We start from the raw sequence: 23,059 nt of genomic DNA, 5'->3' as shown, positions 1-23,059 counted from the left end.
AACATCGATCGCGAACGTCGTTACTGTGATCCGTCCGAGCGCGTTCGTCCAGGCCGTCTAAAGTGCATGTGAGGTTGCAAAGGTTCGCTCGGCAGCGGCCGAAGATAAGCAGACCAGCGATTCGCCGCGGCGCGTGCGCCAGTGGCGCTCTGTTTTGTGTGCAACAGAAAGAATGCAGTCGATTGGCTCGGCCAGAGTTTGCGTGTGCCGAGCCCTATGATCACGCGCATCGCCTCGCGATCGAGCTCGATGCTGTGTTCCAGATCCGCGATGATGAGTTTGCTCATCGGTGTCTCCCCATATGACGGCGTCGTGCCAACTTCCTGTTGGTCGCGACCCGACAACGCTGCGTGCATCGGACGCGTGCCGCGTCGCACGCTGTTTCGGCCCTCAAACTATTTGTTCCATTGCTTCAGCAACTTAACGACGTTTTTCCCGCCTCTGGCACGGCTGGCACGGCGCCTGCAATTCTGTGGTCAAGCGCGACGCAAAGCGCTTTTGACGGCAACCTCTACTACTTACGGAGTCACTAGCATGAACACTTTGAGCCTCAACGACCTCTCCTGCTCTGAAGCCCTCGATCGCGCCTCGATGGGCGAACTGGCCGGCGCTGGCCCCTATCACCTGACCGGCCTCGCTTACTACAACGGCGCGTGGAGCGGCTACACGCTGATGTCGGCGCAGTACCAGTACACGACGATTCACGACGGCTACTGGGCCCGCAAGTACTCTGAGACCTGGCGCCGTACCCGCGTCCAGACCGAGTACAGCTACTGGAATCACTTCGTCCGCATCTGAGCTCACGCTCGGCGCAAGGCGGAGGTCCGAAAGGACCTCCGCCTTTTTGTATTCACGCTACAAAAAAAAAACGAAGCCGCCTCACGCTGCACTCATCATCTGCTTCTGCACCAGCTGGTGATACATGCCTCTACGCTCGATCAGCTCGGCGTGCACGCCCTCCTCGACCAGACTGCCGTTGTAGAGCACCAGAATCTTGTCCGCGTTCATGATCGTGCTGAGTCGATGGGCGATCACGATGGAGGTGCGCCCCTTCAGCACGTCCTGCATGTTCCGGAGAATGTTACTTTCGGATTGACTGTCGAGCGCCGACGTCGCCTCGTCCAGAATCAGCACGCGCGGATCGTGATACAGCGCTCTGGCGATGCACAGGCGCTGCGCCTGTCCGCCTGACAGGCCCATGCCTCGCTCACCGACGATCTGCTCGTAGCCGAGCGGCATGGCGCTGATGAAATTGTGCGCATCGGCCATCTTCGCCACCTCGACCACGCGGCGACGATCGGGATTCTCCTCACCGGCCGCGATGTTGTCGGCGACGGTGCCCGAAAACAGCAGATTGTTCTGCATCACATAGCCGAGCTGCGCGCGGTAGTACTCTTTTTCCACCAGCTTCATGTCGTAGCCGTCGACGTAGATCGTGCCCTCGGTCGGCCCGTAGAAGCCCGCGATCAGCTTGGCGAGCGTGGTCTTGCCGGAGCCGCTCTGGCCGACGATGGCGACCAGCTGACCGGGCTCGATGGCGAAACGCAGACTCTCCAGCACGAAGCGGTTGTCGTTGCCGCCATAACGGAAGAACACGTTGTCGAAGCGGATGTCGCCCTTGAGATTGGGGAGCATGATGCGCGATTCGATCTCCTGCGGCTTCTGCTCCGGCTCGAGATCCAGCACGTCGCCCAGGCGTTCCATCGCGACGCCCGTCTCCTGCAACTGATCCCACAGACCGATCAACCCCATGACTGGCGCCGTGGCGCTGCCCATCAACATGGTGAACGCGATCAATTGGCCGATGCTCAAATCTCCGCTCACCACCATGCTGGCGCCGATCCAGAGAATCACGACGGAGCTCGCGGCGCTGAGCATCTGCCCCGTGAACCCCACCAGCAAATCGAAGCGTTGCGCCCGATACTGCACGTCCAGTGCTTTGGCGTAGCGGCCTTCCCAACGCATGCGCATCGAGCGCTCGATTCCCATGGCCTTCACGGTCTCGGCGCCGCTCAGCGTCTCCATCAGCACCGACTCGGCGTCGGTGGATGTCTCGAAGGCGCGGCGTGCGTATTGTTTGATTCTCGGCGTCACCATCACCGTGAGCACGCCGATCGGAACCATGAAGGCGATCAGCAGCAAGGTGAGCTTGACGCTGTACAGGAACATCACGAAGAAGTAGATGAACGCCATCAGCGCGTTTAAGAGCGTGCTGACGGTCGACTCGGTGAGGAAATTGCGCACCTTCATGTTTTCCTGGAAGCGCGCGAAAATGTCTCCGGTCCGCCGTTTGTTGAAAAAATCCAGCGGCAGCGACAGCGTGTGCCGGAAGAACTGCGAAATCATCTCGAAGTCGAGATTGCGCCGGATGTAATTGGCCAGGAAGCCGCGCATCAGCGTCGTCAGACGCGTGAACAAATGAATGATGATGAGCCCGACGATCAGCACGTGCAGCAGATTGAGATTGTTGTGGACCACCACCCGATCCAGGATGTTCTGCACGATGATGGGCGGCGCGACGCCCAACAGCTCGATGACCAAAGTGGCCATCGCCACGTAACCGAGCACGCTCTTGAATGGCGCCAGATAGCCCACGAATCTCAACCAAGGAGATTGGCCGACGCGCGCCTGGGAAAAATCGGCGCCCGGCGTGAACACCAGACAGGTCCCCGTCCAACCTCTCTCGAAGTCCGCCGCGTCCATCTTTGCGAAGCCCCGCGCCGGGTCGGCCACCCACACGTGCTGCTTCGACACGCCATACACCACGATGTAGTGGTATCCCTCCCAATGCGCGATGAACGGCAGCTCGAATCCAAGCATGGATTCATACGTGCACTTCATGCCGCGCGCCGTGAACCCAAGCGACTCGCCCACACGAGCGAGGCTGTCGAGCGTCGCTCCCTCGGTCGTGACATTGGCCATCTCGCGCAATTTGCCGAGTGTGATGGCGATGCCATAGTGTTTGCTGATCATGGCGAGGCAGGCGGCGCCGCAGTCGGCTTCTTCCGCTTGTTCCACCAGTTCGAAGCGTGGCAGGACCTTCTCTCCCACGCCCCCACGACCCGCCAGGTCGATCAGCAAACGCCGCCCTCTGCGCTCGGCGAGCTGCTTTTGCCGCTCCAGCTCGCGCTCAGCGGTCTTGATCCTGGATTCGAGGAACTCTTTGATCTGTGGTTTGCGATCCAGGAGCAAGCGCAACGTATCGGTGGGAATGACCAGCAGCACCGCATCCGTTTCGGCGATGACCGATGCCGGCTGCTCGCCTGGATTGAGCGCCGCGAACTCACCGAAGAATTCGCCTTGGCGAGCAGTGCCGATCGAATATTGAGTGCCTTCTTCCTCGCGAGTGATCCTCACCTTGCCTTGGCGCACGACATACAGCCGGCGGTCTTCAGCAGATCCTTGCGTGAGTATCGTGGCGCCCGCTTCCACGCGTTTGACGCCGAGACTGCGCACCAACTGCGCCAACTCGGCCTGCTCGACCTTGCCCTTGAGATCGAACAGACGGCTGACCACGCCGCCTGCCATGCGTATCGCCGTGTAGCTCGTCAGAAACGCGGCTGCATCTTTGTTGTTGGCCAGCACCGGCGCGATGGCCTCGCGCGATATAAACAGTATTTCGGTCTTGGCGGAGGCGCGTGCCGAGGATTCATGCACGTGTTCGCGTAGCGCTCCAATTTCGGCGAGCACGTCGCCGGCCTTGCGAACGCCCTGACTGACTTCCTTGCCGCTGTCTTCACTGAACAACCGAACGCTGCCGGACCGCACCACATACACTCCGGCGTTCTTCTGTCCCGCCTCGAAGACGGGCTCGCCGAATTCATACCAGTGCGAATCCGCATACGTGGCCAACTGCTGCAAATCGGCGGCAGTGAATGCGGAGAACATTTCGACCGTGCCGAGGAATTCGACCACGGCGTCATCGGCCAGCGAGCGGAGTTCTTTCATGAGGGTCATCCGACAGTGTTTCTCAACGGGTCCAGCGCCAGATCGATCAGGCGACGATGGTCGACCACGATCTCGACCTTGACGGCCATGCCGTAGCGGACCGGAGCGGGCACGTCGTTGACCACGAAGTGATCCCGCTCGAGCCCGACCCGCGCCTTGTAGACGATCTGCTTGGTGTCGCGATTGGTGGTCGAGGCGGGCGCGATGTGCTCCAGCTCGCCGTTCAAGACACCGTAACGTTGAAACGGGAACGCATTCACCTTGACCCGCACCGGCATGCCGGGTTGCAGGAACGCGCGGTCGCGCTCGTGGATCTCGATTTCGAGCACCTTTCTCGATCCCTTGGGCGCGATGAGTGCAACGGGGGTCTTTTCATCGACCTGCGCGCCGACATCGGTGAAGGTCACCGAGGTGACCACTCCATCGACGGGCGCACGGACTCGCATGAAGTTGTCTTCGTCGATGTCCTCGTAGCTCACTCGCGACGCCGACCTCGCCTTGGATCGCGCCAGCCGGAACTCGGTCTCCGCCTGCTCCTCCTCTTGCACGAGGCGCACCATCGCGGTCTCGTACTGAGCCTGGCTCGCGAGCAGTTCCTGTGACTTCTTCTGCAGCTCCGCTTTCCTCTTGTCGTACTCCTGCATCAACGTCACTTCGAACTCGCCGAGCTCGCCCTCGGCGAGTTTGTAATCCAGGGTCTTTTCCCGCAGCAGATTGCGCTTCTCTTCCACCTGGTCCCGCGACAGGCCGCCGTTGCCGGGCGAATTGAACAAACGTTCGTGCTGGTCCACCACGCGCTGCGCCTGATCGCGCTCGGCGCCGGCCTTGGCCAGCTTGGCGCGGGCTTTGTCCAGCTTGAGCTGCTGCTCCTCGGAAAGTTTCGCGATGCTCTCGGCGACGCGCCAGCGATGATCGCGCTCTTCGGCGGCGATCTTGGCCTTGAGCGCCTCGATTTCTTTTTGCATCGCTTTCTTCTTGACTGGAAACATTTCTCTGCCGCGCTCCGCCGCGGCTAGATGCACCTTCGCCTGCGACGCTTGCCCGGCCAGCTCGATGGCGTTGGGAGAATTGATCCGCGCCACCACGTCGCCCTGCTCGACGGGCATTCCTTCCGTCACATACATGTTGACGAGCTCACCCTTGAGCGGCAGATACACCCCCTGTTGCTCCAGCTCGGGCTTCACCACGCCCTGGCTCTGCACGACCACGTCGGCTCTGCCATAGAAGGACCAGAGCACTGCCGCGACCAGCAGCCCGAACAGCACCATGATGGTCATGCGAATCAGCCTCGAGGGTTGATCCGCCAGAATCGCGACGCCCTCCGGACCATGGTCCTGGAGGAAGCGATTCAGTCCTTTCTTTGATCGGTAGTAGACTGTACCCATAGCGATTGCTCCGAGACTTCGGGCAGCAGATCCAGTTTCGCGTGCAGCAGCACTGGCTCCAGAACGATGTCGAGGTCCTGCAGCCAGCGCCGCTGGCGTTGCACCTCGTCGACGACTTCCTGCTGCAACGTCTGCCACTCCGGGGGCGGCGTGATTTGCAACAGACGATAAGTTCGCGCGCCGGTGCTGATCTCGCGATACGCGCTGGAAAGGCGTTTTGCTTGACCGGAGAATCGCGGCGTTACGCGCTCTTCCACGCGAGTCACCCCAGTGATGCCGCCAGCAGTCTGGTATTCAGACCAGTAACCGCGCACCCGCTCCAGTGACTTGTTCAGTCGCGGCAGCACTTGATCCCGGTGGGCGACGAAATCCGGCTCGAGCGCGCGAATCAAATGTTCGTCTTCGTTCGGACGCAGCTCCGACCACATCACCAGCAGGCGGTCGTAATAGCCATCGCTGCCCTTGGCGGCCCGCAGAGCGCTGTAGTCGGCGCCGATCTTCTGGTAGCGCGCGATCTGCCGGGTCGCCACTTCTCCCCAAGGACCGGACTTGACCGACTCCAGAGTGGCGATGGCTTGATCGTGCTTGCCGGCGTTCCAGGCGACAGACGCTTCCGCGTACTTGGCAATGATCTCGGCAGGCGGCAACTGTTTCTCCAGCCAGCCATCGACGTAGTTCGCGAAGATGGGCGTTCGGAACTGCGCGGTCCGGCTCAGATGCACCAGCTGCAACAGCTCCTTCTGTCGAACGAGCTGATTCAGAGTGTCGTAGCGCGCCAGATCTTCGCGCAGCACATCGACGCCGGCGACGCGCGGATAATTGGCGGTGAATTCGTTGATCAGCTTGGCGATGGCCGCGCGGTCGTCGCGCTTCAGCGCCGCCTCGATGGCCGTCTGCAGTTGTTCGATCGCCTTGACGTAGGTCGCGTTGTCGCTGCGCAGACTGGTCAGGCTGCTGAAAACTCGCGTGTGTATGCCTTCAAACTTCGGTTCGCGCGTGACGATCTGGTCCATGATCTGCTGATGCCTGAAGCTGTTCGCGCGCCACTCGTCGACCAACGTGCGGATCGGCGTTTCATGCCGGAACAGAATGATCGGCGAATTCGCACCGCCGCGCTCCGCGAAGTGCGCTTCCACTCTGCCCGCCCATGAGAGCGTGTCGATCATCTGCAGGCCGCGTGGAATGAAAGGATATTGCTTGCGCTGGGTCGCCAGATACCGCTCGGCATCCTCGAAACGGCCCTGCTCCATGTAGCTCACCCAGAACGGCACGATCGCCTTGGTGAGCGCCTCTTCAGCCCACGCGCTGGCCTGGTGATCGTCAGCATTGCGCTCGAGGTAGCGGTTCGCCACTTTGGCGCTCTCGCTGTATTGCCCTTCCTCGAGCAGGTCCTTGATTCCGCGGCGATCCATACCGATCAAATAAGTGATCGCGGCAGCGACCACGACGGCACCGAGCACACCGGCCGCGCCCCAGGCGATACGACGCGCGGCAGATCCATCCGCGCCAAGTGCACGCCCCACCTGTCTGAGGATGAGCTGGAATTTGCGAAGCCCCGTGGTGGGCGCTCTCAGCTGTTGCACCTCCAAGGTCCGCGCCGCGCCGTTCTCAGCGCCGGTTCCTTCCACGATCTCATCGTCCGCACAGAAAACATTGATGAACGAATCCGCCGAGCTGACGAAACGTGTGCGATTCGCGCCAGCGCGCGCATCGACGCTCGCGGGCCGCTCAACCGCCGCCGCCTGCTCGGGTGGTTCTATGACTTCCGCTTCATCTGCAACGACGGACGGCTGCTCGACGCCTGGTGAAAGCTGTGGGTCGGGCCGACGCAACACCGTCCCGGCGAATTGAGTGGGCTCATGCAAGGTCTCGATGTGAGCCTTATAAGCAAACTGCGGATCGCCGAAAGCGACGACGTCGCCCTCCGAAATCTGACGCGCCCGCTCATCGAGCTTCTCTCCCGAGACGAAGGTTCCGTTGGAGCTGCCGAGATCTTCGACACTGACTCGTCCGCCTTTCAGCGCGATCACGGCATGCCGCCGCGATAGCCTGCGCCATGCGGCCGGCAAGCGCTCCTTGTACAGCTCGAACTCTCCTTCGTTGCGCGAGACCAGGAATGGAAAGCTGTCGATAACGATCGCGTCCAGACCGGTGGCCGGATCCTCCGGCACGAGCGTGAGACGAATCGCCGGCGCCTTATCGAAGGTCTTTTCAGTGGCGGCCCGGATCTCCACCTCGAACTCCACGGCGTCGCCAAAGGTGATGCGATCGTTGTTCTTCAGAGAAGTGGCGACGTTCTGCTTCAGCTCCCGCTCGTTGACGCGAGTGCCGTTGCGGCTGCCGAGGTCGGCGACAAAGATCTTGCCGCCCTCCTGAAACACGCGCGCGTGACGCCGCGAAAGGTTTTCCGCCGCATCGCCCAGCCTGGAGGCAAACGGCTCCTCGTTTCGACCGATCGCAAACAGATCGTCAACGATGTCGATCTCACCCACACTGGGGTGGGAAATGGGCTTCAGAATGACTTTCATGATCGAACCGTCATGAGGGGACCGCAGGGGCGCGCTCACTTCGCGCTCTTGGAAACTGTCACTTTGGGTTCCGCGCCGGGCCGCGCCGACTCCCAGCCGCCGCCCAAAGCCTTGTAGAGCGTGACGGTGTCGGTGAGCACCAGCTGATACATCGAGAGAATCTCCTGCTGCGCGCCGAGCAGGGTCCGTTCCGTATCGAACACTTCGAGCTGCGACACCAGCCCTTCACGCAGACGGGCATCCTGCACGTTGCGCACGACCTGCAGATCGGCGACTTGAGCTTCGAGCTCCTTGATCTGCTGCCGACGCGCATTCAGATTCAACAGCGCGATCTCGACTTCCTCATAGGCGCCCAGCACGGTCTTACGATATTCCTCCCGGGCGATGCGCACGTCCGCTTCGTTGAGCTTCACGTCGATCGCCAGGTCTCGATCGAACAAGCCCGCCCACGATGCGGCCAGGCCGAAGGTCCAGGTATTGATCACGGTCGAAACAAAACTCGTCCCCGTCTTCGCGGCGCCCGTGAGCGAGAACGTCGGCAGTCGGGCCAGGCGAGCCTTGCCCACGAGGTGATGCGCCTGGAGCACGCTGTATTCGGCTCTGAGCACGTCGGGCCGCCGGGACAGAACATCGGCGGGCAACACCTCCGGCATTTCTATGATTCGCACACTGCCGCGCAAGGTGCCGACCGGCACGGACAACTCGCCCGCGGGCACGCCGAGCAGCGTTGCAAGCTTCAGTTCCGACTCGGTGCGGCCGCGCTGCAAGTCGATCAAACGATTCTGCAGACCGTTGATCTCGGCCTTCTGCGAGCGGATCTTGGTCTCTGGCACCATGCCTTCCTGGTGCTGCGCCTGATAGATGCCGAGCAGCTGCTCGGCCTGCTGCTTCGAAGCGATCTGCTGTGCGATCTGCTCGTCGAACTGACGGATCTGGAAGTAACGTTCGGCCACGCTCGCGATCAGCGTGAGCTGCGTGCCACGCCAGTCCATCTCAGTGGCCCGATAGCGCGCGTCGGCGGCCTGCATGTCCTTGCGGATCTTTCCCCAAAGATCCAGCTCCCAGCTCAGGCTGGCGCCCAACGATTCGGTCTCACGAGTGGTCGCGGATTTCTGGTTGTTACTTTTGCCGCGCTCGATGCTGTCGGCCGGCGATGCGGACACCTTGGGCGTTGCGCTGAACCGATCCTTGCCGAGCTGGATGCCGGCTTTGTCCAGGCGCAGCGCCGCGATCCGCATGTCGAGGCCTTGATCGATGGCGCGTTGAATGAGCTGGATCAGATAAGGATCGCCGAAGCCATGCCACCAGTCCGGTTGAATGACTTCCGACGTGCTCAGCTCCCGGCCTTCGAGCTGCGACCACTGCGGTTTGTCCGGAGTGTCGGGCCGCTGATACGCGGGCCCCTGGATGGTGCCGCAGCCCGCCAGCACGAGAGCCAGGGCGAAAGCGGCAAGTGTCGGCCATCGAATCCATTCGACGCGATCGAGCGGACCACGGTGGTTCACGGTCGGTACCCCATTCACCGAGTCCCTTCGGTTCGTCGTCGATGATTGTGATGGCCCGATGAGAACGGCCATCGCGTGTGAGGTGAGCAGCATAGCGAGCCTCGCAGCCCGTCACCACTGGTCATTCGATTTAGTTGCACACTCACTTTATGTGTCGGTGAGACTTGCACGAGATTTGTTTGATTGCGTTGCAAGATCCACGATGCGCCGGCGCATTTGGCCACTTTCATTTTTGTTACACTGCTCTCACGATATTCCGATAGCACACTGCACACGAGCAGGCTGACGTGCACGAGCTGAGCACCCAACTCGGACGGTTCATAGGCGGCGCCATCACTCTGGATGAATTGCGAGCGGTGTTTCGCGCCTATCTCCTACAACATCCGCGCGAACGCGAATCGCTCTCGCATTGGCTCAGGAACACCGTCGAAGAAGGCCGGCTGTCCGCGACCGTCTGGCTCACTTTGAGAGATCTGTTCGATCCGCCGTCCACGTCGATCGAGCCCACCGGGATGCCGTCGAAGGCTACAGTGCTCGCCCGCGGTAAACGGTCTGCGCAATTCAAGACCGAATACGCCTCAGCCGGCGCCCCTGGTAGTGAGACGCCTCACGCACGCAAGTCCGTGCGTCGGGAACCGCCGCTGTTCGATGAGTCGCCCGAGGTCTCGTGCGAAACGCTCGTTCCCCAAATGGTTGTGAAAGACCGGTTCGTGCTGGTCGAGAAGCTCGGCAGTGGCGGCATGGGCCAGGTCTTCAAGGCTCGCGACCGGCGGCGAGAGGAAGCACACGATCGCCAGCCTTTCATCGCACTCAAAGTGTTGAACAAGGAAGTGAGCGCGCACCCCGAATCGTTTATGGCGTTGCAGCGCGAAGCGCGTCGCGCCAGCACTCTCGCTCATCCCAACGTGGTGACGGTCTACGATTTCGATCGCGACGGTGCGCGCATCTTCATGACCATGGAGTACCTCGAAGGTCGCCCGCTCGACGATTTCATCGACGAGCGTTGCGCCGACGGCGGCCTGCCGCTGGTCGAAGCGCTGCCCATCATTCGCGGCGTCTCGGCGGCGCTCGAGTACGGACACCAGAAGCGCATCGTTCACTGCGACCTGAAGCCAGGAAACATCTTTATCTGCAAGGACGGCACGGTGAAGGTGCTCGACTTCGGCATCGCCCGATTGATTCACCCTACCGATACCCGCAGCGAGCAGACCATTTTCGATCCGGCGCAGGTGCTGCACGGCCTGACTCCGGCATACGCATCGCTGGAGATGTGGAAACAGGCCGACCCGGATCCACGTGACGACATCTACGCGCTCGCGTGTGTCACCTACGAGTTGCTGTGTGGACAACATCCGTTCGACCGGCAATCCGCCAAGATCGCGCACGAGCGCAAGCTCGCTCCGAAACGGATCGAATCGCTGAGCCGCGCCCAATGGGAGGGCTTGAAGAAGGGGCTCGCGCTGACTCGCGAAGAGCGCACGCCCACCGTCAGCGAATTCATCAACTGTTTCGCGCCACAGAGCCGGTGGAAGAAGTATGCGATTCCAGGCGCCGTGGCCGGCGTGCTCGTCACCGTCGCGGCAGTCGCTGTCAGCGCCCGCTACTATCGGGTGGCGGTGGAAGATTCGACGATGGAAGTCCTGCAGTGTGCCCAGATCCCGAAGCCGGCTCCCATCCATTCCGAGGGTTCACAGGCCCCGCCCACAGCTGAACAGCAGCGGGAGATCGACGATCACCTCGCCCTGGCCAGGGACTACATGCTCGACGCCACACCGGCCACGCGGATCGACGATCTCAAGTACATTCTCAGCGACGGGCCGAATAGCGTTAATGACATTCTCAACGGCGTCCTGCAGATCCACCCCACGGACAAGCAGGCGCTGCAGCTCAAGACGGACGTGGCGAATCTATATGCGGAGCGGGCGCGCATGCTGTCGGGTCAGCAGCGCGTGACCGAGGCGCTAGATCTGGTCCGCTACGGCCGACAGGTGCTGCCGTCGAGTCAGGAACTGTTCCGGCTCGAGCAGAGCATCTGTCGGATGGATGCTCTGGCTCGCAACCAGAATTAAAACTGTCCGCGGACGCCGCCGGCGATGGAGTTGCCGTCGAGGTTCGAAGCTCCCAGCAACGCTTCGTAGAACAGATAAAACTGGATCCGCCGCGGGAACGTAGCTGAAACTCCGACGCTCGCGATCGCATAGTCGGCATCGGCCTGGTCCGTCAGCATCGTGAAGCACGAGATCGCGCATCCGAAATCCTGTGCGCCCGAAGCGCCTGTGAGCAGCGCATCCTCGAGCACGTACTTGGCCCGAACCGAACGCACGTCGTCCTCGAACTCGTGGTGCCACTCGCCCCGCAGGCTAGGCACCAATACGCCGAAGCTACGACTGATAGGTCGCGAGATCGCGATGCCGACGATGGATCGTTTGGACTCGATGGTCTGGTCTTCGTAGCGCAGCGCCAGGCCGCCACCGCCGATATCGGTTTCACTGAAGCCATCCATGTCCACATCGCGATAGCTCCCGCTCACCGACGGCGTGATGTCCCAGCCGCCGAGGTTGAATTCGTAACCGAACGTCAAACCGAGTGCGACGTAGTCACCGTCCGGGCTGCCCGTCAGCCTGCGACGCGCGCCGCAACCAGCGCAGGCCGCGTTGGCGTTGTCGTAGATCACGTGCCTGGTGAGATCGGATTCGAGCGAGCCGTACGTGGCGATGCCGCTGAGCGTCCAGCCACCGCCAAAATAACCAGCGAACAACGAGCCGCTGATGCCATCCACTTCCACGTCGCCGCCGCTGACGAACAGCGCGCTATCGAAGTCCGCCTGATAGCGGTCATAGCCCACGGCGACGCCGACTACCGCCGAGCCGAAGTTGTAGTCAGTGCCTGTGGTGAAGCTCATGGCGTCGTAATCGAACGCGTCCTCGGAGGCCGTCTGGTCGTGATCGCCGAACCCATAGCTGCTCTCCAAGAACCAGCCGAGGCGACTGGCGTTCGTCGCGGACTCTTCATCACTCGAGGCGCCTCCGCCGAGCCGCTGTCGGTTGCTTCCCATTCTCAGCGCGGTCAGTCGGCCGCCAATATTCGAGAACTGACCCGACGATACCTGGGTGGACATCGAGCCTTGCGCCGCCAGTTCTTCGCCCGAGACTTGCTGAACCGCCACCAGCAGTTGCTCGCGATCCGAATATCCCAGGTTTCTGCCCGTGACCGCCGGCAACTGTTGAAACACGCGCGCCGTTTCCACCATCTCATTGCAGCGAAGGAACAAGTCCTGCTTGGCGCCGGTCAGGCGCAATCCGCCTTCGGCGCCCAGCGCTCCGCACATGCCCTGCACCGCGTAGCTTGCCTGTTTCTGCAGATTGCTCGAACTACTGAGCGGGTCGTTGGCGAAAACCGACAAGGGGCCCTGCTGCCTCACAGTCTGCGCATGCGCCGCGGTGGCACAGGCGGCGGCTGCGGCGATCGTGCAGTACGCCGCCAGTTTTTTTGCGAGGATCTTCATTGTCGGCTTCTCCCTGGTTTTGTCGGATGGAGCGAAGAGTCAGTAATTCAACGCAGCGACCTTCATCGGCTCGGCCAGAGGCACGAAGAAGAAATCGCCGATATCGTGATTCGCATCCTGCAAGGTCGAGTAGGTCGGCCGCTGTCGCTGACCGTTCTTGCCCACTTGCACCGGCTGCGTCTGCATGCGGCCATTCAGCTCGTGCGACAGCATCTCGCCGCTCATGACGTTGTCGTTCTGTCGCAGGATCTGAATGAAGTAGCGCGCGAATACGGAGTGCGTCGCCTCACCGGCGCTGTCCGCGACCGGCGTGACTTCGCCGGATGTCAGCACCATGCGGGCCCGCCGATTCCATTGCACGCGCAGACGCGTTTCGTTCAAGCCACGCCCGATCGTGGTCGTCTTCGGATGAGTGATGGCGCCGGAGAAGCAGGAATCCGCCACCAGCAGCACGTGCTTCGCGCTCATTTCCTTGATCTTGGCGCGAATGTGATCCGCTTCGAGCCAGCCGGTGCGCGTGTCGCGGTCCGCCTCGACACCCAGCCAGAAGGCGCGGCCCGACGCGGTGTCCACATCGCCATGCCCGGCGTAATAAATGAGCAGACTGTCATCGGGCGTCAGCGTGCGCTTGGCGTCATGCAACGCCACCATGATCTGCTCGCGTGTAGCGTCGAGCAGCAGACGCACTTTGAAGCCATAGCGTTCGGTCAGGAGCTGTGAGATGACCTTCGCGTCGTTCGCCGGCGTGTCCAGCGACTCCATGTAGTGATAGAGGCTGTTGCCGATGACGATCGCGTGATAGTTCCCACTACTGCTGTTGCGAAGCTCACCGAGCGAGTGCTGTAACTTCGCGGGGCGACTGTCCACTGAACGTAACTTTCCGACATCCTGGGTCGCCGGCGTCTGCGCGCTGGCCATCACGGCGCCGTTGTTGGCCGGGCTGCCGCTGGAGAGCGTCTGCGCGACCAGCGCATCGAAACGCTTCGACTGCTCCTGCAGCCGCTCGCTCAGACTGGCAATCTGACTGTCCTTGGATTCGATATCTTTCTGCCGGGCCTCGAGGTCCTTTCTGAGGAACGAGATCTGCATCTCGCTGGCCTGACGATTGGTCTTGAGCTGACGCTGCAATTCATCTCGTGCCTGAGCCAGCGCCGCCACCTCGGTGGCCTTCTCCGTCTGCAGCTGATCGAGGCGCTCGCGCTGTTCGCTGAGCTTCTGCTGCGCCATCCGCAGCGAAGCCCGGGCGCGCGCCGCCTCGTCAGCCGCTCCCCCCATGTCCTTCTCACGCTGCTGATTCAAGCGTTGGACTTCACTGCGCAGCGTCTCCGTCTCGGAGGTCAAGGCAGTCAAGCGTCGCTGCTTGGCTTGCAGCTCCTGCGTGCGGGCTGCCAGTTGCTCGTCGAACTTTTGCATGAGCGCGGCGCGATCCTTACCTGCCAACGCGCGTAGCGATGCGATCTCGTCTTCACGCTGCTTGACCTGTTTCCGCTGTTCTTCCAACTGAGACCGCAGCGAGGTCACGCTCGCCTGCGTCTCGGCGCCGGACTTGGCGGACGCCTTGGCGGCGTCGATCTGAGTGCGATTGGCATCGGTGAGAGCCTTTTCGAGCGAGGCCATGCGCAGGCGCTGTCGCTCCAGGTCACGTTCACGCGCAGCGAGTAATGCCGCAGTCTGATCTTTGGATTTGGCCGCGGCTCGCTCGACCTCCTCGCGCTCCGCCACCAACTGCTCCACCTCGGCGCGATACTGTGTGCGCAACTCGCTGAGCTCGTGCTGAGAACGCAGCAGTCGTTGGTCTGCCTGAGCCAGACGCGCTGTCAGCGCCTGAGTCTTTGCACGCTCCTCGCCCAACAGCTCATTCAATTCCATGCTGGAGGCTTGCGATTGCGCGAGGCGCTCCGCCAGTTGCGTCTGTTGACCGTTGAGCTGCGCGGTCAGCGCTTCCATTTTGTTGCGTGCGGCGCTCAGCTCACCTTCCCTCGCCTTGAGTGCGGTATTCAACTCAGCGATCTTCGATCCATCCCCTTCGACGGCGCCGGACTGCTTGGCGGCCGCCAATTGCTCGCGCAGATCGAGTGCGGCGGATTCGGATTTGGCCAGTTTGGTGCGCGCCTCGAAAACTGCGTTCGTCGTGTCGCCCAACTGCGCTCGCAACGTTTCCAGCTCGGCGTTCGAGGCGTCGAGTTGCTCGCTCAGGGCAGCGACCTGTCGCGCGCCTTCCTCCTCGGCGGCCGTGATCTTCCAGGCGTAGTCGAGCTCGTCACCGAGACCCGCTGCTTTGCGTTGCAGGTTGAGCGCGAGCTTCGGATCTTTCTGTACGCCCAGGCCCTGTTCGTAGAGATATCCCAACTCCTGGATCGCCGCGGAGTAATTCTGATCCGCCGCGCGCTGATACCACTTGGCCGCGAGCGCATGATCGGTCCCGATACCGCCCATGCCGTTCGCATAGATACGAGCGACGTAGTACTGCGCCTCGGCTTCGCCGGACTCAGCCAGCGGCAGCCAGCGTTGAATGGAAAGTGTGCCGCTGGAAAGATCGCCGATCGTGTACTCGCCGCCGCGTGCTCGGCAGTCCACCGCGGACAGCCGCACGAGCCGGCCGGGCGTCAGATACGACCGCATTCCTCCGAGCTTTTGCAGTTTGCCGGGCAGCTGGCAGTCCACCACGATGGCGTCTTCGAGATTCGCCGCGGCGATACGGCTGCGTTCCTCCTTCTCCGAGTTCGTCGAGCGCGCCAGCGGGCCGCCGCCGATGACCACCAGAGAGCCGACACAAATGGCGAGGAACGAGCGCTGGAAGCGCACGGCGAATGTGGTCATCGCGGTACTCCCCAAGAACGTCGAACGGAGGCGGATGTGAGATACATAGGACTGCGGCGCGCTCCCCACGAAACGCGCGTGCTCCCCGAGGCTGCGACCGCAGCAAATGACAACCGACTGCGCATCGGCGCAAGCCACTCGCAATCGGATCGATGGAGCATATACCCCTCGCTACCGCAACATTCAAGGCGACGAACCACGCGCATTTACTCGCCGCGACCGATGACTAAGCAATGGCACTCATGGGCTAGTCAGTGCGTGATCGCAAAGCATCATCAGATTAGAAATAAAAAAAGCGGAGGCCTGTCGTAGGCCTCCGCTTGCGCTGAGCTCGAGCTCAGATGCGGACGAAGTGATCCCAGTAGCTGTATTCCGTCTGGACGCGGGTACGGCGCCAGGTCTCGGAGTACTTGCGGGCCCAGTAGCCGTCGTGAATCGTCGTGTACTGGTACTGCGCCGACATCAACGTGTAGCCGCTCCATGCGCCGTTGTAGTAAGTGGCGCCCGTCTGGTGATAAGCGTTACCGCCGGCCAGCGCGGCCATCGACTCGCGATCCAGGGCTTCAGAGAGCTCGAGGTCGTTGATCTGCAAAGTGTTCATTCAAGTAACTCCGTCAGTGTTGGTGGTTTCGGTCAAAGCGCTTTGCGTTGCGCTTGCCCAAGAGATTGCAGCGCTCGTGCCAACCGTGCCAGCCGCCCTCGAAATATTTCTAAGCTGTTGAAGCGAGCGGACAAATAGTTGAACTATCGAGATTGCGTGCGTCGCGACATGCATTTGAGCGACTCGTTTCGTTGGCTCTCGACCAACACAAACATCACTCAGTGTTGGGCCGTAAACGACACGTGACATCGCATCCGCGACGCTCATCGGATCGGCGCTCAATTCCGGCATCAGACAAACGCCGGAAGCGCGATCTCATGACGGCAGTCACACTAAGTGCCGGCCCCGAGCGTGACTGACCGCGCGGAACCCGCTGTTTCAGTGACCTAATGTCGCGCGCATGCAAGCCGCCGCTGTTGCCGATGTTTGGGAAATCTCACCGACTGCGCGTCGCGTGTGCGATCCGTTGTTGGAATCTCTCGTTCACGTCACGGGATTCCTCGGCAAACCGTGGCCGGCCGAGTCGCTGGCTGCCGGCCTGCCGATCCCTGAGCACGGGCTGACGCCCGAGTTGTTTGTACGTGCCGCGGCACGCGCCGGGTTGTCTGCGCAGATCATGCGTCGTCCGCTCGATGAAATCTCGTCGCTGGTGCTGCCGGCGGTTCTCCTACTCACCGATCGACAGGCTTGCGTGCTCATCGCCAAGGACGCCGTCGGCGGCGTGCAACTGCTGCAGCCCGAGTCGGGTGGTGTCCGGGAGGCCACGATCGATGATCTTCGCTCGTGCTACTCGGGCGATGTCATTTTCGTCCGCCCGCAGGTCAAGCTCGACGCGCGCAGCGAACAGTGCGCCATGCCGCGGCCGAAGCACTGGTTCTGGAGCGCCATCGCCCAATGCTGGCCGATCTATGGGGAGGTTCTGATCGCCTCGTTGCTGATCAACCTGTTCGCGCTCGTCACGCCGTTCTTCACCATGAACGTCTACGACCGCGTGGTGCCGAATCTCGCCATCGAAACGCTTTGGGTGCTCACCATCGGCGTGGCTCTCGTGTTTGGATTCGATCTGCTCATGCGCACCCTGCGGACATACTTCATCGACGTCGCGGGCAAGCGGGTCGATGTGACCTTGTCCGTGAATCTGTTCGGCAAAGTGCTCGGCATCCGGATGGCGGACCGGCCGGCGTCCGTGGGTGCGTTTGCAAACAACGTGCAGGAGTTCGAGTCGTTACGCGAGTTCGTCACTTCGGCGACGATCACGACGCTGGTCGACCTCCCCTTCGCGCTGCTCTTCATCATGGCAATGGCGTGGCTCGGCGGGCCGATTGCGTGGGTTCCTTTGATCGCCTTCCCGCTCATCGTAGGTTTCGGACTGGCGTTGCAACGGCCCTTATCGCGCTCCATTCAGGAGAGCTTCCGTCACGCCGCTCAGCGGCAGGCCACGTTGGTCGAAACTCTGTCGGGCCTGGAAACCATCAAGAGCCAGCGAGCCGAAGGGCCCGCGCAGCGGCGCTGGGAACAAGCCATCGGGCAGCTCGCGAAACTAAGCCTGCGCACGCGCTTGCTCTCGAACACGGTGATCAACTTCTCGACGTTTGTTCAGCAACTGGCGTACGTCGCGGTCGTGGTGTGGGGCGTGCACCTCATCGCTGCCGAGCAGCTCACGGTCGGCGGCCTCATTGCGTGCACGCTGCTGGTCGGACGCGTGCTAACACCCTTATCCCAGATCGCTGGTCTGCTGACGCGCTATCACCATGCGCGAACTGCGCTCGCCTCAATCGACAGGATCATGAGCCTGCCCGATGAGCGCCCAGCGGCTCATGAGTTCGTGAGCCGTCCTCGATTGCAAGGTGCGGTGGAGTTTCGGGACGTCACCTTCAAATATCCGGGACAGGATTCCGCTGTCCTTTCAAACCTCAGCTTTCGGATTGCGCCGGGCGAACGGGTGGCGCTGATCGGAAGGATCGGCTCCGGTAAGACCACCATCGAAAAGCTGATACTGGGTCTGCATACCCCGACCTCCGGCAGCATCCTGATCGACGACATCGAGTCGCGACAGATCGATCCGGTGGAACTGCGACGAGATGTGGGCTATGTGCCCCAGGACATCGTGCTGTTCTACGGTTCAGTCCGCGACAACATCGTGCTCGGGGCGCCTCGCATCGAAGACACAGCGGTGCTGCGAGCCGCCGAGCAAGCTGGCGTGACCGAATTCGTCAATCTACATCCGCGCGGGTTCGCGATGCCCGTCGGCGAACGCGGCGAGGCTGTGTCTGGCGGTCAGCGCCAGGCTATTGCAATTGCTCGCGCTTATCTGCTTCAGCCGCCCATTTTGCTGCTCGATGAGCCAAGCAACGCGATGGACAATCGCACCGAGGAACACTTCAAAGCCAGGCTGGCCGAACAGATCGACGGGCGGACGCTGGTGCTGATCACGCACCGAGCTTCGTTGTTGTCTCTCGTCGACCGGGTCATCGTGATCGAAGCGGGCCGCATCGCTGCGGACGGACCTCGGGATCGGGTGCTCGCTGCGCTGGCTGGAGGAAAAGTCAGATGCTAACGCGCGTTCGCGAGTTGTTTCGGCCGAAGGCGGACGACAGTGAGTTCATGACGGACACGAACGCCGTCATGCTGCACGGTGCGCGTCCTCTCGCGCATTGGATTCTGTGGAGCACGCTCGCGTTTCTGTTGGTTGCGCTCATCTGGGCCAGCCGGGCGGAGCTCGACGAAGTCACTCTCGGGCAGGGCCACGTGATTCCGTCGAGCAAAGTCCAAGTGGTGCAGAATTTGGAGGGCGGCATCATTGCCGAGATCCTGGTCGAGCCGGGTCAGATCGTGCGCAAGGGTCAGCCGCTCATGCGGATCGACGACACGCGGTTTTCTTCTTCGTACCAGGAGAGCGCAGCCAAAGACGACGCATTGCGAGCACGCATTGCACGCCTCGAGGCGGAAGCTGCGCATCGTGAGTTCGTGCCGCCGTTGGATCTGCAGCGAGATAAAGCGGAATTGGTTGTGCACGAGCGAGAGGTGTTCGACTCGCGTCGACGCGATCTCCGGGCCGGTCTCGCTGTGCTTGAACGCCAATTGGAGCAGCGGACGCAGGAACTGGCGGAGATGCAGGCTCGTGCCGCCCAACTCGCGCACAGCTACGATCTCGTGCAACAGGAGCTGGCGATCACACGTCAGGCCGCGGATCAGAATGTGTTTCCCAAAGTCCAGCTCATCCGGCTCGAACGGCAGGCCAACGATTTGAAGGGTGAGCTCGACGCCGCCCACTTGAGCATGCCGCGTCTACAGGCGGCTCTCGGCGAGGTCCGTCGTAAGGCCGAGCAAATGACGGCGGAGTTTCAGGCGGCGGCGAGTCGCGAGTTGAGCGAGGCTCGCGCGGAACAGTCCATTGTCAGCGCTTCGAAAGTGGCTTTGGAGGATCGTCTCGCCCGAACCACTGTACGCGCGCCGCTGTCAGGGACGATCAAGCAGGTGAAGGTCAATACGATTGGCGGCGTCGTCCAGCCGGGCATGGATCTCGTGGAGATCGTACCTTTGGAGGACAGCTTGCTCGTGGAAGCACGCGTGCGGCCAGCGGATATCGCCTTCTTGCGACCGGGGTTGGAGGCGATGGTCAAGCTCACTGCTTATGACTTCTCGATCTATGGCGGTCTCGAAGGCACCGTCGAGCACATCAGCGCCGACGCGATCATCGACGAACGGCCCGGCGTGCGGCCTGAGAGTTACTACCTCGTCCGTGTTCGCACCTCGCGCGGCGGTCGCGGCGCTGGCGATAAACATCTCAGGATCATTCCCGGCATGCAGGCGACCGTCGACATTCGCACGGGACACAAGACGGTGCTGCAGTACCTGCTGAAGCCGGTACTGCGCGCCAAGCAGACAGCACTACGCGAGCGCTGAGAGGTCTATGTTCGTCATTGCAAGTACGGACTCGGAGATGTTGGATCGCTGGCGTGCTGGGCTCGGTGAGAGCGCAGCCGTGATCGAGATCCGGAGCAACGAAGCATTGCGCGAGTGCCTGGTGCGGCTGCAGCCACAGCTACTGCTGCTCGACTTGCGGCTGCTGCGCGCTGCTCGCGTGCAGGACACTGCCCAGCTTCACAAGGCCAGCCCTGCTACTCGAATCGTTGCGTCCCTCGACGGATGCGATGAAGACCTCGAACTTGCGCTGTTTCGGGCTGGCGCGCGCGGTGTCTGCTCACCAGATGTTCCGAGCGAAGTGCTGCTGAAGATCGTGAACGCGGTGTTGCAGGGTGAGCTTTGGATTCGCCGCGCGCTCGTGCCAAAGTTGCTGGACGGGCTCACGACGGAAAGAAACAACGAGGGGACCGGATGCACGGGGCGGTTCTCGGTGTTGACGCCGCGAGAAGTCGAGATCGCCCGGCTCATTGGCCAGGGCGTCAGTAACAAACGCATCGCGCGTCATCTGGCCATCGCGGAGCAGACCGTGAAGGGCCATCTCACGGCCATTTTCCGTAAGATCGGCGTCGTCGATCGGACCAAGCTGGCGCTCCTGTTCGCCCATCGATAATAAGTGCTCCTGCGACGCGTCGCGCGGCCCGCGACGCGTACTCGCTCCTGGTCCTGCTTCTCTCGTCCATTCCCCTAACAAGTGACCGAGGCTTTCGTATTAGCGGCGCTGTTTTTCGTGATGTATCTCCCACGTTTTCGCGCGCGATTTCACAGTGGACCCATACCAAAGTATGGGTAGACGGCGGTCGGATGGACCGCATTCACCGCACCTCTAGGATCGCTTCACCCAACCGAGAGTCAGCCCAGCGGGCGCTGCGCAGATGAACGGTTACCAACCGTTTCTAGAGGTGTGAGAGCTCATGGCGACAAGTAGCGGCAGCAGCGGCGACGACATCCTCACTGGCACGAGCGGCGCAGACACGCTCAGCGGCGGCGCGGGAGATGACACTCTTTCCGGCGGCGCCGGCAGCGACCGGCTGAACGGCGGGTCCGGCACTGACATCCTTGATGGCGGCAGCGGCAGCGATACGCTCAACGGCGACTCTGGAAACGACATTCTGGTGTATCGCCTGGCCGAGAACGCGGGTTCCGGCGATCTTTACACCGGTGGCTCGGGCATCGACACCGTCCGCCTGATGCTGACCAACGCCGAGTGGCTGCAGGACTCCGTACAAGTTCAGCTCGCCCGTTACTTCGAGCATCTCGCCACCGTCCAGCGGAACGGCCAAGGCGAGATTTCAAACGGCAGCGCCCGCGACTTCACCTTCAACTTCGGCACGTCGACGCTGACCGTGCAGATGATGGAGCGACTCGAGATCTATGTGGACGGCGCCGCCGTCACCAATCTCGACGCCCCCATCGTCGACGTTCTCGATTCCACGATTGCCCGCACCGTCACCGAGGACGGCAACGACGACTCCAGCCCGACCACGGTTGAGATCGGGAGCGGCTCGATCAAGTTCTTCGACCTCGACGTGGCGGATACGCACACCGTGAGCGTCGTTTCGCCGGCCGGCTCGCTGCTCGGTACGTTTAGTGCCTCACTTACCAATGCCGCCACTGGCGACGGCCAGGGCACCGTCGGTTGGACCTACACTCTGGACGACGCCGCCGCGCAGTCGCTGGCCTTGGGCGAGACGCGAACTGAGGTGTACGCGGTCAGGATCACTGACGATGAAGGTTCGTCTGTCACTCAGAATGTGACCATCACCATCCAGGGCACGAACGACGCGCCCGTCGCCGTCGCTGATGTTCGCAGCGCTACGGAAGATGGCGCCGTTCTTGTCGGGTCTGTCGCCGGCAACGACAGCGACGTCGATAATGGGGCCGTCCTGACGTTTGCTCTCTCTGGCCCCTCGCCCGCCGGTTTGAGTTTCAACTCCGACGGCAGCTACAGCTTCGACCCGAGCCAGGCGGCGTATCAGCACCTCGCCGCCGGTGCTTCGGAAGACGTGGTCGCTAGCTACACCGTGACCGATCAGCATGGCGCGAGCACTAGTGCGACGCTCACCATCACCGTCACCGGCACGAATGACACTCCGATCGCGGTGGCCGATGTGAACAGCGCGACCGAAGACGGCGTGGCTCTCGTTGGCACGGTTGCAACCAACGACAGCGACGTGGATGACGGCGCAGTGCTGAGCTACGCACTCGACGCTCCTGCCCCTGCTGGGTTGACTTTCAACAGCGACGGCAGCTACAGCTTCGACCCGAGCCATGCCGCCTATCAGCACTTAGCCGCTGGAGCCACCGAGGACGTGGCTATTAGCTACACTGTCACCGATCAGTACGGTGAGAGCACTAGTGCGACGCTCACCATCACCGTCACCGGCACGAACGACACGCCCGTCGCGGTGGCCGATGTGAACAGCGCGACGGAAGATGGCGCGATTCTGATCGGCACCGTCGCCGCCAACGACAGCGATATAGATGACGGCGCTGTGTTGAGCTACGCGCTCGATGCCGGCGCGCCCGCCGGCCTCACTTTCAACAGCGACGGCAGTTACAGCTTCGATCCGAGCCATGCCGCCTACCAGCACCTCGCCGCCGGTGCGACGGAAGACGTGGTCGTTAGCTATACCGTCACCGATCAACACGGTGCGAGCAGCAGCGCGACTCTGACGATCACCGTGACCGGCACGAACGACGCGCCCGTCGCGGTGGCCGATGTGAACAGCGCGACGGAAGACGGCGCGATTCTCGTCGGCACCGTCGCCACCAATGACAGCGACGTGGATGACGGCGCGGTGTTGAGCTACGCGCTCGATGCGCCCGCCCCCGCCGGCTTA

The 23,059-nt window shown here is 62.0% G+C and carries 14 protein-coding genes; 6 read left to right on the top strand and 8 right to left on the bottom strand.

The features are described 5' to 3' along the window. Positions 1 to 20: 20 nt before the first annotated feature. Positions 21 to 287 (bottom strand): hypothetical protein, encoded by a 267-nt coding sequence (locus tag VGD45_RS12920; RefSeq protein ID WP_331155723.1) that lies wholly within the window; start codon positions 285 to 287, stop codon positions 21 to 23. A gap of 247 nt (positions 288 to 534) precedes the next feature. Between VGD45_RS12920 and VGD45_RS12915 the strand changes: the two genes are divergently transcribed. Continuing rightward, positions 535 to 798: a hypothetical protein gene (locus VGD45_RS12915; RefSeq protein WP_331155722.1), complete on the top strand. Its 264-nt coding sequence runs from the start codon at positions 535 to 537 to the stop codon at positions 796 to 798. 81 nt (positions 799 to 879) lie between these two features. Here the strand turns inward: VGD45_RS12915 and VGD45_RS12910 are convergent, their stop codons facing one another. Genes VGD45_RS12910 through VGD45_RS12895 form a run of 4 tightly spaced genes read right to left on the bottom strand, consistent with a single transcriptional unit; the run spans position 880 to position 9,366 of the window. Further along, positions 880 to 3,957: an ABC transporter transmembrane domain-containing protein gene (locus tag VGD45_RS12910; protein WP_349263265.1), complete on the bottom strand. Its 3,078-nt coding sequence runs from the start codon at positions 3,955 to 3,957 to the stop codon at positions 880 to 882. After that, positions 3,954 to 5,333, bottom strand: coding sequence for an HlyD family efflux transporter periplasmic adaptor subunit (locus VGD45_RS12905; protein WP_331155720.1), 1,380 nt, complete (start codon positions 5,331 to 5,333; stop codon positions 3,954 to 3,956). The genes VGD45_RS12910 and VGD45_RS12905 overlap by 4 nt, the downstream gene beginning before the upstream one ends. Further along, positions 5,297 to 7,861: an FHA domain-containing protein gene (locus tag VGD45_RS12900; protein ID WP_331155719.1), complete on the bottom strand. Its 2,565-nt coding sequence runs from the start codon at positions 7,859 to 7,861 to the stop codon at positions 5,297 to 5,299. The genes VGD45_RS12905 and VGD45_RS12900 overlap by 37 nt, the downstream gene beginning before the upstream one ends. Before the next feature lie 35 nt (positions 7,862 to 7,896). Further along, positions 7,897 to 9,366, bottom strand: a complete 1,470-nt coding sequence (locus tag VGD45_RS12895) for a TolC family protein (protein ID WP_331155718.1) — start codon at positions 9,364 to 9,366, stop codon at positions 7,897 to 7,899. A gap of 287 nt (positions 9,367 to 9,653) precedes the next feature. Between VGD45_RS12895 and VGD45_RS12890 the strand changes: the two genes are divergently transcribed. Next, positions 9,654 to 11,435, top strand: a complete 1,782-nt coding sequence (locus VGD45_RS12890; RefSeq protein WP_331155717.1) for a serine/threonine-protein kinase — start codon at positions 9,654 to 9,656, stop codon at positions 11,433 to 11,435. On the opposite strand, the gene VGD45_RS12885 is transcribed toward VGD45_RS12890, so the two are convergent. The 3 genes from VGD45_RS12885 to VGD45_RS12875 form a co-directional block, all read right to left on the bottom strand. Continuing rightward, a complete protein-coding gene (locus VGD45_RS12885) occupies positions 11,432 to 12,871 on the bottom strand; it encodes an autotransporter outer membrane beta-barrel domain-containing protein (RefSeq protein WP_331155716.1) in 1,440 nt (479 codons plus the stop codon). The genes VGD45_RS12890 and VGD45_RS12885 overlap by 4 nt on opposite strands. A 39-nt stretch (positions 12,872 to 12,910) precedes the next feature. Next, entirely contained in the window at positions 12,911 to 15,691 is a 2,781-nt protein-coding gene (locus tag VGD45_RS12880; protein WP_331155715.1) for a caspase family protein, read from the bottom strand. Positions 15,692 to 16,028: 337 nt separating this feature from the next. Next, complete coding sequence (locus tag VGD45_RS12875; protein ID WP_331155714.1) at positions 16,029 to 16,292, bottom strand: hypothetical protein; 264 nt, start codon at positions 16,290 to 16,292, stop codon at positions 16,029 to 16,031. Positions 16,293 to 16,692: 400 nt separating this feature from the next. Between VGD45_RS12875 and VGD45_RS12870 the strand changes: the two genes are divergently transcribed. From VGD45_RS12870 to VGD45_RS12855, 4 genes are all read left to right on the top strand, one after another. Continuing rightward, complete coding sequence (locus VGD45_RS12870; protein ID WP_331155713.1) at positions 16,693 to 18,849, top strand: type I secretion system permease/ATPase; 2,157 nt, start codon at positions 16,693 to 16,695, stop codon at positions 18,847 to 18,849. Then, on the top strand, positions 18,843 to 20,198 hold the full coding sequence (locus VGD45_RS12865; RefSeq protein ID WP_331155712.1) for an HlyD family type I secretion periplasmic adaptor subunit: 1,356 nt from the start codon (positions 18,843 to 18,845) through the stop codon (positions 20,196 to 20,198). The genes VGD45_RS12870 and VGD45_RS12865 overlap by 7 nt, the downstream gene beginning before the upstream one ends. Positions 20,199 to 20,205: 7 nt before the next feature. Then, positions 20,206 to 20,829 carry a response regulator transcription factor gene (locus tag VGD45_RS12860; RefSeq protein ID WP_331155711.1) on the top strand — a complete coding sequence of 208 codons (624 nt, stop codon included), beginning with the start codon at positions 20,206 to 20,208 and terminating at the stop codon, positions 20,827 to 20,829. 301 nt (positions 20,830 to 21,130) lie between these two features. Continuing rightward, positions 21,131 to 23,059: VCBS domain-containing protein (locus VGD45_RS12855; protein WP_331155710.1), on the top strand; the 1,929-nt coding region annotated here is incomplete at its 3' end.

The organism is Steroidobacter sp., from assembly GCF_036402275.1.
Lineage (GTDB): Bacteria > Pseudomonadota > Gammaproteobacteria > Steroidobacterales > Steroidobacteraceae > Steroidobacter.
This window is presented reverse-complemented; position numbering and strand designations above follow the sequence as displayed.

Coding starts and splice junctions, on each gene's coding strand:
- VGD45_RS12920 (WP_331155723.1), bottom strand. CDS start 287: ATGAGCAAACTCATCATCGCGGATCTGGAACACAGCATCGAGCTCGAT.
- VGD45_RS12915 (WP_331155722.1), top strand. CDS start 535: ATGAACACTTTGAGCCTCAACGACCTCTCCTGCTCTGAAGCCCTCGAT.
- VGD45_RS12910 (WP_349263265.1), bottom strand. CDS start 3,957: ATGACCCTCATGAAAGAACTCCGCTCGCTGGCCGATGACGCCGTGGTC.
- VGD45_RS12905 (WP_331155720.1), bottom strand. CDS start 5,333: ATGGGTACAGTCTACTACCGATCAAAGAAAGGACTGAATCGCTTCCTC.
- VGD45_RS12900 (WP_331155719.1), bottom strand. CDS start 7,861: ATGAAAGTCATTCTGAAGCCCATTTCCCACCCCAGTGTGGGTGAGATC.
- VGD45_RS12885 (WP_331155716.1), bottom strand. CDS start 12,871: ATGAAGATCCTCGCAAAAAAACTGGCGGCGTACTGCACGATCGCCGCA.
- VGD45_RS12880 (WP_331155715.1), bottom strand. CDS start 15,691: ATGACCACATTCGCCGTGCGCTTCCAGCGCTCGTTCCTCGCCATTTGT.
- VGD45_RS12875 (WP_331155714.1), bottom strand. CDS start 16,292: ATGAACACTTTGCAGATCAACGACCTCGAGCTCTCTGAAGCCCTGGAT.
- VGD45_RS12870 (WP_331155713.1), top strand. CDS start 16,693: ATGCAAGCCGCCGCTGTTGCCGATGTTTGGGAAATCTCACCGACTGCG.
- VGD45_RS12865 (WP_331155712.1), top strand. CDS start 18,843: ATGCTAACGCGCGTTCGCGAGTTGTTTCGGCCGAAGGCGGACGACAGT.
- VGD45_RS12860 (WP_331155711.1), top strand. CDS start 20,206: ATGTTCGTCATTGCAAGTACGGACTCGGAGATGTTGGATCGCTGGCGT.